The following is a 10635-nucleotide window of genomic DNA, read 5'->3' on the forward strand; positions in this document are numbered from 1 at the left end:
AGCGTGATGAGCGACTCCGGTAAGGCCAACGACCTTCTGGCGCAGATCCCCAAGGCCAAGGGCCTGCCGCCGGTGCATCTGTGGAACCCGGATTTTTGCGGCGACATCGACATGCGCATCGCCCGCGATGGCACTTGGTACTACCTGGGCACGCCGATCGGGCGCAAGCCGATGGTGCGGCTGTTCTCCACCATCATTCGCCGCGATGGCGATGACTATTTCCTGGTCACGCCAGTGGAGAAGGTCGGCATTCGTGTCGACGATGCGCCGTTCGTGGCGGTGGCGCTGGAGGTGCAGGGGCAGGGCGAGCAGCAGGTGCTGCGCTTTACCAGCAATGTCGAGGACCAGGTCGAGGCCGGGCCGGGCAACCCGCTGCGGGTGGTGATCAACCCGGTGACGCAGGAGCCATCGCCGTATGTGCTGATGCGCAGCAACCTTGAGGCGCTGATTCACCGCAATGTGTTCTACCAGCTGGTGGAGCTGGCGGTGCCGCGGGAGATTGACGGTGAAGAGTGGCTTGGGGTGTGGAGTGGGGGCGAGTATTACCCTATTGGGCGTAGTAGCTGATTTCTTTGTTGCCTGTGCCGGCCTATTCGCGGGTAAACCCGCTCCTACAAGGTACAGCGGAACCCTTGAAACCTTGTGGGAGCGGGTTTACCCGCGAAGAGGCCGGCACAGGCGAAAAATCGGCCCCCTGCTTTTCCCCTGAATTGGCCATTTGTCTTCAGCCCTTCAGGGCCTAACCTGCAGGCATCTGCCCTCCAGGAAAAAGCCCATGAAACCCCTGTCCATCATTCTTTTCGCCTTGCTCGCCGCCCAGACCCCGGCCTGGGCCCACAGTGACGTTGCCGACCAGGTCAAGGTCCTGCAGCAACAGCAGCCCTCCAACGCCCCCGGCAAAACCGCCGTCATGCTCACCGTCAGCTACGCCCCCGGCGAAGCTTCGCCCGCGCACCAGCACCCAGGCGCCGTCATGGCCTACGTACTGGAAGGGGCGGTGGTATCGAAGCTGAATGACGAGCCGCAGAAAACCTACAAGGCCGGTGAGTACTGGTACGAAGCACCAGGCACCGTACACAGCGTGTCGCGCAACGCCAGCAAGACCCAGCCAGCCAAGCTGCTGGTCTGGAGCCTGGTCGATCAGGGGAGCGAAGTCACCATGCCCTACCAGGCAACAGGTTCAGCACGCTAAACCTCAGCCAGGCGGCTGGATACTGCCTCGATCAACGCCTCATCGTGTACCTGGCAAGGCGCAACCTCAACGTTGCTGGTATAGAACGGCGGTAGGCGTTGTGCCAGTTGGGCTACCTCCTTGCCGGTGCAGCCGGCAGGGAGCACTACGTACTGCAGGCTGGAAGGAAATGACGGTAGCGTGTGTCGTTCTACAGTGGAGCCATATGCCCCCAGAGTCATGACCGCTTCGCTCTCGGCGGGGTTCGGAAAACGCAACAGGATGAACGTGCAGTGGCGTGGGTGGGGTAGGTAGTGAAGCGCTTCGTCTCGAACAGCCGATTCTTCATCGTTCATCAGTCGCCAGCGCAACGCAGCGTAACTGCGCGTGGTCTCCATGAAAGCGGTACGTATGGGTGAGCGCTGTTCTGCCCCGGCCAGGCACGCCAGTAGATTGCCGAATGGGTCCAGCATGGCTACGGCATTACCCGATACGCTCTGCAGGGCAGTGTCCAGCAGCGGTTCGGCCAGTTCAATGCCAGGTATGCGCGGGTTTTCGCTTTTGACCCGCAGGCTCCACCGGCTCAGGCATTCCAGCGCTTGGCGTACCGTGCTCAAGGCGGGCAGGGTGGCCGGGTCTTTCAGCGCGGAAGGGGCCAAGCCCGTGCTGCTGCTTTCGTCGTGCACCAGGTTGACACTGGTTTCGAACACCGAACGGGTAAGGCTCAGAGTCGCTGCGTCGATGCATTCGCCAGCGTAGACCGGCCCGTTCACTGAGCCCACGTAGTCACGCTCCCAGGGGGCGCCGACGGCATAATAACCCCACGTGGCTTGCGCGCGAAGTCGCGGCCCTGCCGGCAGGCTTGGGAAGTCGAAGCGGCCGTTGTAATTGATACCGGCAAAGCTATCGTGCGCACTTACCGCTACGTTGAAGCCGGCCATGATCAACGCCCCCGCGCACATTGCACAGGGGTCGAGTGACGTAATGACGGTCAGTTCATGCGTGGGGGGAAGGCCAAGTGCGCGCTGATTGTCATAATACCAGTCGACCAGTTGTCGCTCGCCGTGTGCTGTCGGGTCATGGAGCCGGTAGGGCGGTTGTGCCTGGCTCCCTGCGAAGGGTTTGAGCACCTGATTGTGCAGGGCGACCAGTACTTTGCCAGTGGCGTTTTCGATGATGCAGCCGCCCACTGCAAAAGTTCCCTGATGGTCGGCGAGCAGGGCTTGCCGGGCACTGATGGCCACCGCTTGCTGGGCGTTGAGGGCGAAATCGTTGGCTGACATGCAGGCTCGTACTCGTCAAAAGGCTTGGACGATACAGTAGCCCTGTGTGCGTGCGTGTAAAGAAAGCCCATAAAAAAACCTCCAGATGCTCACGCACCTGGAGGTTTCAGTATTTGGCTCCGCGACCTGGACTCGAACCAGGGACCCAATGATTAACAGTCATTTGCTCTACCGACTGAGCTATCGCGGAATCTGCGCGTATCTTACTGATTGCCAGGAGGAAGTCAAGCCACCCCCTGACAAATCAATCAGTTACAACACTTCCACGATGGCCTTGGTGACCACGTGGATGTTGCTCTGGTTCAGCGCGGCCACGGCGATACGGCCGGTGTCCAGCGCGTAGATGCCGAAATCGTTCTTCAGGCGGGCGACCTGCTCTACGGTCAGGCCCGAGTAGGAGAACATGCCGACCTGGCGGCCGACGAAGCTGAAGTCGCGGTTGGCGCCGTATTCGGCCAGCAGCGAAACCATCTGCTTGCGCATGCCGTGAATGCGCTCGCGCATTTCGGCCAGTTCGGTTTCCCACATCTGGCGCAGTTCGGCGCTGTTCAGCACGGTGGCAACGATGGTGGCGCCGTGGGTTGGCGGGTTGGAGTAGGTAGTGCGGATCACGCGCTTGACCTGCGACAGCACGCGGGTGCTTTCGTCCTTGGAGGCAGTGACCACCGACAATGCACCAACGCGCTCGCCGTACAGCGAGAACGACTTGGAGAACGAGCTGGAAACGAAGAACTCCAGGCCCGATTCGGCGAACAGGCGCACGGCGAAGGCGTCTTCGGCGATGCCGTCGCCAAAGCCCTGGTAGGCCATGTCCAGGAACGGCACGTGGCCCTTGGCCTTGACCACTTCCAGCACGTTTTTCCAGTCGTCCAGCGTCAGGTCGACGCCAGTCGGGTTGTGGCAGCAGGCGTGCAGTACCACGATCGAGCCGGATGGCAGCGCGTTGAGGTCTTCGAGCATGCCGGCGCGGTTGACGTCGTTGGTCGGCGCATCGTAATAGCGGTAGGTCTGCACCGGGAAACCGGCAGACTCGAACAGCGCGCGGTGGTTTTCCCAGCTCGGGTCGCTGATGGCAACCACGGCATTCGGCGAGATACGCTTGAGGAAGTCGGCACCGATCTTCAGTGCACCAGTACCCCCGACGGCCTGCACGGTGACCACGCGGCCAGCAGCCAGCAGTGGCGATTCGGCGCCGAACAGCAGCTTCTGCACAGCCTGGTCGTAGGTGGCGATACCGTCGATCGGCAGGTAGCCGCGCGAGGCGTGCTGGGCAGCACGCTGGGTCTCGGCTTCGATCACGGCGCGCAGCAGCGGAATGCGGCCTTCCTCATTGCAGTAAACGCCTACGCCCAGGTTGACCTTGTCGGTACGTGGGTCGGCGTTGAATGCTTCGTTGAGGCCCAGGATAGGGTCGCGGGGTGCCAGCTCGACAGCGGAAAACAGGCTCATTGTTACTTCGGCTCTGATTGGAGAGTGATAGGGCGTACACGCTCCAGCCGAATGCACTGAAGCGGTGCACAAACGGGGAGTCAGTATAGTGATACCGACCGGTCACCGCGACACTCTGGCGCAGCTTTTGCGGCGATTTGCGCAAATATTTTTTGACCATTGGTCTAATTGCCCGGTCCACCGTAATACCCGTTCACAGCTGTGCCTTGAAAGCGCCCCCCGGCGGGCGCATTTGGGTATAGACTACTGGCTAAATTTACAGTTGCTGCAGCACCGCGAGGTCCGTCATGTCCGAGTTCCAGCTCGTCACCCGTTTCCAGCCGGCCGGCGACCAGCCCGAGGCCATCCGCCTGATGGTCGAAGGCATCGAGGCGGGGCTGTCGCACCAGACGCTGCTCGGGGTGACCGGCTCGGGCAAGACCTTCAGCATCGCCAACGTCATCCAGCAGGTGCAGCGCCCGACCCTGGTGCTGGCACCGAACAAGACCCTGGCCGCGCAGCTGTACGGCGAGTTCAAGGCATTCTTCCCCAACAACGCGGTGGAGTACTTCGTTTCCTATTACGACTACTACCAGCCGGAAGCCTATGTGCCGTCGTCGGACACCTTCATCGAGAAGGATGCCTCGATCAACGACCACATCGAGCAGATGCGCCTGTCGGCGACCAAGGCGCTGCTGGAGCGGCGCGATGCGATCATCGTCACCACCGTGTCGTGCATCTATGGCCTGGGCAGCCCCGAGACCTACCTGAAAATGGTCCTGCACGTCGACCGCGGCGACAAGCTTGACCAGCGCGCGCTGCTGCGCCGCCTGGCCGACCTGCAATACACCCGCAACGAAATGGACTTCGCCCGTGCCACCTTCCGCGTGCGTGGCGACGTGATCGACATCTTCCCGGCCGAATCGGACCTGGAGGCGATCCGCATCGAACTGTTCGATGACGAAGTGGAGAACATTGCCGCCTTCGACCCGCTGACCGGCGAAGTCTTCCGCAAGCTGCCGCGGTTCACCTTCTACCCCAAGAGCCACTACGTCACCCCGCGGGAAACCCTGCTGGAGGCCGTGGAAGGCATCAAGGAAGAGCTCAAGGAACGCCTGGAGTACCTGCACAAGGCAAACAAGCTGGTCGAAGCCCAGCGCCTGGAGCAACGTACCCGCTTCGACCTGGAGATGATCCTCGAACTGGGCTACTGCAACGGCATCGAAAACTACTCGCGCTACCTGTCCGGGCGCCCGGCCGGGGCGCCGCCGCCGACGCTGTACGACTACCTGCCGCCCGATGCGCTGCTGGTGATCGACGAATCCCACGTCAGCGTGCCGCAGGTCGGTGCCATGTACAAAGGTGACCGCTCACGCAAGGAAACCCTGGTCGAGTACGGCTTCCGCCTGCCGTCGGCACTGGATAACCGGCCCATGCGTTTCGACGAGTGGGAAGATGTCAGCCCGCAGACCATCTTCGTTTCCGCCACCCCGGGGCCCTACGAGGCCGAGCACGCCGGGCGCGTGGTGGAGCAGGTGGTGCGCCCGACCGGGCTTGTCGACCCGCAGGTCGAGATTCGCCCGGCGCTGACCCAGGTCGACGACTTGCTGTCGGAGATCCGCAAGCGTGTTGCCGCGGGCGAGCGGGTGCTGGCCACCACGCTGACCAAGCGCATGGCCGAGGACCTCAGTGATTACCTGGCCGACCATGACGTGCGGGTGCGCTACCTGCACTCGGACATCGACACCGTGGAGCGGGTGGAGATCATCCGCGACTTGCGCCTGGGTACCTTCGACGTGCTGGTGGGGATCAACCTGCTGCGTGAAGGCCTGGACATGCCTGAAGTGTCGCTGGTGGCCATTCTCGATGCCGACAAGGAAGGCTTCCTGCGGTCCGAGCGCTCGCTGATCCAGACCATTGGCCGTGCGGCGCGTAACCTCAATGGCCGGGCAATCCTGTATGCCGACAACATCACCGGCTCGATGCAGCGGGCGATCGACGAAACCGAGCGCCGCCGCGAGAAGCAGATCGCCTTCAACGAAGCCAACGGCATCGTGCCCAAGGGCGTGGTCAAGGACATCACCGACATCATGGAAGGCGCCACTGTGCCCGGTGCGCGCAGCAAGAAGCGCAAGGGCATGGCCAAGGCGGCGGAGGAGAGCGCCCGTTACGAGGCCGAACTGCGCACGCCGGGCGAGATCACCAAGCGCATCAAGCAGCTGGAGGAGAAGATGATGCAGTTCGCCCGCGACCTGGAGTTCGAGGCTGCGGCGCAGTTGCGCGACGAGATTACCCAGTTGCGCGAGCGGTTGATTACCAGCTGAAGCCTTTGCTGTCTGCGCTGGCCTCTTCGCGGGTAAACCCGCTCCCACAGGTATTCCACAGCTTTCGAATGTGGTGATATCCCTGTGGGAGCGGGTTTACCCGCGAAGAGGCCAGCACAGGCAACCAATGGCTCAATGGGCTTCCCCAGCCTTCAACCCCTGCGGCAGCTTGCGGGTCAACAACACCGCCACCATGCTCACCGCCAAGCCAATCCCGACAAAATGGAAGGCGTCGTTGTAAGCCATGATCAATGCCTGCTGGTGGGTAATCTCGCTCAATTTGCCCAGTGCCGCATTGTCACTGCCCAAGCGCTCCGCCAGTTGCGCCAACCGCTCTGCCACCTGCGGGTTGTTCGGCACCACCGCTTCACGCAGGTAATCGAAATACACCTTGGTCCGCGCATCCAGCAGCGTGGCCAGCAGGGCAATACCAATTGCCCCGCCCAGGTTGCGCAGGATATTGAACAGGCTCGACGCCGAGCCGGCATCCTGTTGCTGGATGTACGCGGTGGCAATCAGCGAAATGGTCACCATGATCATCGGCTGGCCAAGGGCGCGGATGATCTGGATCTGGTTGAACTGTGGCCCGGCAAAGTCCGGGTTGAGTACCCCGGAGCCGAAACTGGCCGCGCCGAACAGGCAGAACCCCAGCGCACACAGCACCTTGGGCGGAATCACCTTCATCAACTGCGGCACCAGCGGGATCAGAAATAGCTGCGGAACCCCCATCCACATGATCACCTCGCCAATCTGCAAGGCGTTGTAGCCCTGCACCTGGGCCAGGTACAGCGGCAGCAGGTAGATCGACCCGTACAGCCCCACGCCCATGCCCAGGCTGGCGATGCTCGACAGGCCGAAGTTGCGGTTGCCGAGAATGCGCAGGTTGATCAGCGGGTGTGGCTTGGAAAACTGCAGGATCACGAAGGTGATCAGGCTGACCAGCGCAACACTGCCCAGGCCGACGATCAGTTGCGATTCCAGCCAGTCCTTACGGTGGCCTTCTTCCAGAAACACCTGCAGGCAGCCCAGGCCCACGCCCAAGGTAAGGATGCCCGCGTAATCCGTGCTTTTCAGTAGCTCCCAGTGCGCCTCCTTTTTCTCCAACCCGTACAGCAGGCCAGCGATCATCACCAGGCCCGGCGGAATGTTGATGTAAAAGATGTACTCCCAGCCCCAGTTCTCGGTCAGCCAACCGCCCAGGGTGGGACCGATGGAGGGGGCAAAGGTGGCGGTCATGGCGAACATCGCCATGCCTTTTGCACGGTGGTGTTCGGGCAGCTTGATCAGGGTCAGGGTGAAGGCCAGCGGGATCAGCGCGCCGCCGGTAAAGCCCTGCAAGGCACGGAACACGATCATGCTTTCCAGGTTCCAGGCCATTGAGCACAGTAACGACGACAGCAGGAAGCCGGCGGAAACCCACACCGCCAGGCGCCGCGCCGACAGCAGCTGCACCAGCCAGGCGGTCAGCGGGATCATGATGATTTCCGCCACCAGGTACGAGGTGGAAATCCACGAGCCCTCTTCCAGGGTGGCCGACAGCGCGCCCTGGATGTCCTTGAGCGAGGAGTTGGTGATCTGGATGTCCAGCACGGCCATGAAGGCGCCGAGCATCACGCTCATCACTGCGATCCAGTCACGCCGGGTAGGCTCCGCCGTGGGGCGCAGCAGTTGATCACCGGCCATCGTGGCCTTCGTTTTCGTTGCGCAGGTCGACAGTGGCGGTAACCGACATGCCGGGGCGGATGCGCCCGTGCAGGGGGTTGTCGGCGCGGAAGGTGAGCTTTACCGGGATGCGCTGTACCACCTTGGTGAAGTTGCCGGTGGCGTTGTCCGGTGGCAGCAGGCTGAACTGCGCGCCCGAGGCTGCAAACAGGCTGTCGACCCGGCCTTCGATGGGTGTATCGGGGTAGCTGTCGAACAACAGTTCGGCGCGCTGGCCGGGCTGCATGTGGCCAATCTGGGTTTCCTTGAAGTTGGCCTGCACCCAGATGTCTTCGTCGGGCACGATCGACAGCAGGTAGGCGCCAGCCTGCACCACTTGGCCATTGCGTGCATTGCGCTGGCCGATGGTGCCGCTGATGGGCGCGCGGATTTCGCAGCGGGTCAGGTTCAATTCGGCCTGGGCCAGGTCGGCGCGGGCATTGGTGATTTGTGCATCGAGGCGCTTGAGGTCGGCATTCAGCGCGTTGACCTGCTGGCGCTGGCTTTGCAGGTCGGCGCGGGCCTTGTCGACCTGGGAGCCGGCGACATGGCTGTCGGCCGACAGGGTGGTGACCCGTTCTTCGGAAACATACCCTGGCTTGCGCAGTTTTTCTGCGCGGCTCAGGTCCAGGCGTGAGCGGTCGAAGGTGGCCTGGTTGGCTGCCACCTGGGCCTGGCCGGCGGCGATCAGGCTGCCTTGCTGGGTCAGGCGGCTTTGCGCCTGGGCGTACTCGGCTTCGCGGGTGGCCAGGGCAGCGCGGGCGCGCTCGATCGCCAGCTCGAAATCGGCGGCCTCCAGGCGCACCAGCAGGTCGCCTTGGTTGACATGCTGGTTGTCCTCGACCGGCACGCTGTCGATTCGGGCGCCCAGCTGGCTGGAAATGCGGGTGATTTCGCCCTGCACGTAGGCGTTGTCGGTGCTCTCGTAGAAGCGGCCCTTGAAATACCAGTGGGCCAGGAAGGCGAGGGCGATGAGGGCCACCAGGGTGAAGAAGATCGCCAGGCGGCGTTTGAGTTGGGCAGGCATGGGGACTATGGTTCCAGAAATGTAAACAAATTTAACAGCGGCATATGGCCAGTCGGCAAGTGACGTTCGCGCCATTGCTGGAGCCCGGTGCCCGCCACCTGCTACCATTCCGCCTTTGTTTCATCTTTCGTTCGAGACTCTCCATGACCACCGTACGCACGCGTATCGCGCCATCGCCTACCGGCGACCCCCATGTCGGCACTGCCTACATCGCCCTGTTCAACTACTGCTTTGCCAAGCAGCACGGCGGTGAGTTCATCCTGCGCATCGAAGACACCGACCAGCTGCGCTCCACGCGCGAGTCGGAACAGCAGATCTTCGACGCCCTGCGCTGGCTTGGCATCGAATGGAACGAAGGCCCGGACGTCGGCGGCCCGCACGGCCCGTACCGGCAGAGCGAGCGTGGCGAGATCTACGCCAGGTACGCCAAGGAGCTGGTTGACGCCGGCCATGCCTTCTACTGCTTCTGCACCGCCGAAGAGCTGGAGCAGATGCGCGCCGAACAGCAAGCCCGCGGCGAAACCCCGCGCTACGACGGCCGCGCGCTGTTGCTGAGCGCCGAGGAAGTGCAGCGCCGCCTGGATGCTGGCGAGCCGCACGTGATCCGCATGAAGGTGCCGAGCGAAGGTATCTGCGTGGTGCCGGACATGCTGCGTGGCGATGTCGAAATCCCGTGGGACCGCATGGACATGCAAGTGCTGATGAAGAACGACGGCCTGCCGACGTACTTCCTGGCCAACGTGGTCGACGACCACCTGATGGGCATCACCCATGTGCTGCGTGGTGAGGAGTGGCTGCCGTCGGCGCCCAAGCTGATCAAGCTGTACGAGTACTTTGGCTGGGAGCAGCCCAAGCTGTGCTACATGCCGCTGCTGCGTAACCCGGACAAGTCCAAGCTGTCCAAGCGCAAGAACCCGACCTCGGTCACCTTCTACGAGCGCATGGGCTTCATGCCTGAAGCGATGCTCAACTACCTGGGCCGCATGGGCTGGTCGATGCCGGACGAGCGCGAGAAGTTCTCGCTGGCGGAAATGGTCGAGCACTTCGACCTGTCGCGTATCTCGCTGGGTGGCCCGATCTTCGACATCGAGAAGCTGTCCTGGCTCAATGGCCAGTGGCTGCGCGAGCTGCCCGTCGAAGAGTTCGCCACGCGCTTGCAGAAGTGGGCGTTCAACAGCGACTACATGATGAAGATTGCCCCGCACGTGCAAGGCCGGGTGGAAACCTTCAGCCAGGTTGCGCCGTTGGGCGGGTTCTTCTTCGAAGGCGCGCTGAAGCTGGACGCCAAGCTGTTCGAAAGCAAGAAACTGTCGGCCGATCAGGTGCGCCAGGTGATCCAGCTGATCCTGTGGAAGCTCGAAAGCCTGCGCCAGTGGGAAAAAGAGCGCATCACCGGCTGCATCCAGGCCGTGGTCGAGGCGCTGGAGCTGAAGCTGCGTGACGCCATGCCGCTGATGTTCGCCGCCATCACTGGCCAGGCCAGCTCGGTATCAGTACTGGACGCCATGGAAATCCTTGGCCCCGACCTGACCCGCTACCGCCTGCGCCAGGCCCTGGACCTGCTGGGTGGCGTGTCGAAGAAAGAAAACAAAGAGTGGGAAAAGCTGCTGGCTTCGATTGCCTGATAGCTCTCCCCAGGCAATAGCCGAACCCTGTAGGAGCGGCCTTGTGTCGCGATCGGGCTGCGAAGCAGCCCCAGCA

The 10635-nt window shown here is 62.5% G+C and carries 8 protein-coding genes and 1 tRNA gene; 4 read left to right on the plus strand and 5 right to left on the minus strand.

The window, feature by feature from the left end; all coding sequences use genetic code 11:
• Positions 1-6 precede the first annotated feature (6 nt).
• Together IAE39_RS17305 and IAE39_RS17310 are read left to right on the plus strand one after the other, a co-directional pair.
• Complete coding sequence (locus IAE39_RS17305) at positions 7-567, plus strand: DUF1285 domain-containing protein (protein ID WP_201204719.1); 561 nt, start codon at positions 7-9, stop codon at positions 565-567.
• Between the two features lie 208 nt (positions 568-775).
• Entirely contained in the window at positions 776-1192 is a 417-nt protein-coding gene (locus IAE39_RS17310) for a cupin domain-containing protein (RefSeq protein WP_201204721.1), read from the plus strand.
• Here the strand turns inward: IAE39_RS17310 and IAE39_RS17315 are convergent.
• The 3 genes from IAE39_RS17315 to IAE39_RS17325 form a co-directional block, all read right to left on the minus strand.
• The gene (locus IAE39_RS17315) at positions 1189-2454 is read right to left on the minus strand and encodes a nucleoside deaminase (protein ID WP_201204723.1); all 1266 of its coding nucleotides are present in this window, start codon (positions 2452-2454) and stop codon (positions 1189-1191) included. The two genes, IAE39_RS17310 and IAE39_RS17315, sit on opposite strands and share 4 nt — an antisense overlap.
• Positions 2455-2568: 114 nt before the next feature.
• Positions 2569-2644 (minus strand) — tRNA-Asn (locus IAE39_RS17320).
• 62 nt (positions 2645-2706) lie between these two features.
• Positions 2707-3903 (minus strand): amino acid aminotransferase, encoded by a 1197-nt coding sequence (locus IAE39_RS17325; RefSeq protein WP_201204725.1) that lies wholly within the window; start codon positions 3901-3903, stop codon positions 2707-2709.
• A gap of 287 nt (positions 3904-4190) precedes the next feature.
• Between IAE39_RS17325 and uvrB the strand changes: the two genes are divergently transcribed.
• Positions 4191-6206 (plus strand): excinuclease ABC subunit UvrB, encoded by a 2016-nt coding sequence (gene uvrB, locus IAE39_RS17330; RefSeq protein ID WP_201204727.1) that lies wholly within the window; start codon positions 4191-4193, stop codon positions 6204-6206.
• Between the two features lie 132 nt (positions 6207-6338).
• Here uvrB and IAE39_RS17335 read toward each other — a convergent pair whose 3' ends face one another.
• Positions 6339-7829: an MDR family MFS transporter gene (locus IAE39_RS17335; protein WP_201204733.1), complete on the minus strand. Its 1491-nt coding sequence runs from the start codon at positions 7827-7829 to the stop codon at positions 6339-6341.
• A gap of 49 nt (positions 7830-7878) precedes the next feature.
• Positions 7879-8934 (minus strand): HlyD family secretion protein, encoded by a 1056-nt coding sequence (locus tag IAE39_RS17340; RefSeq protein ID WP_201204729.1) that lies wholly within the window; start codon positions 8932-8934, stop codon positions 7879-7881.
• Positions 8935-9077: 143 nt separating this feature from the next.
• Here IAE39_RS17340 and gltX point away from each other — a divergent pair, with 143 nt between their 5' ends.
• Entirely contained in the window at positions 9078-10559 is a 1482-nt protein-coding gene (gltX, locus tag IAE39_RS17345; protein ID WP_201204731.1) for a glutamate--tRNA ligase, read from the plus strand.
• Positions 10560-10635 lie beyond the last annotated feature (76 nt).

The organism is Pseudomonas sp. S37, assembly GCF_016658545.1.
GTDB lineage: Bacteria > Pseudomonadota > Gammaproteobacteria > Pseudomonadales > Pseudomonadaceae > Aquipseudomonas.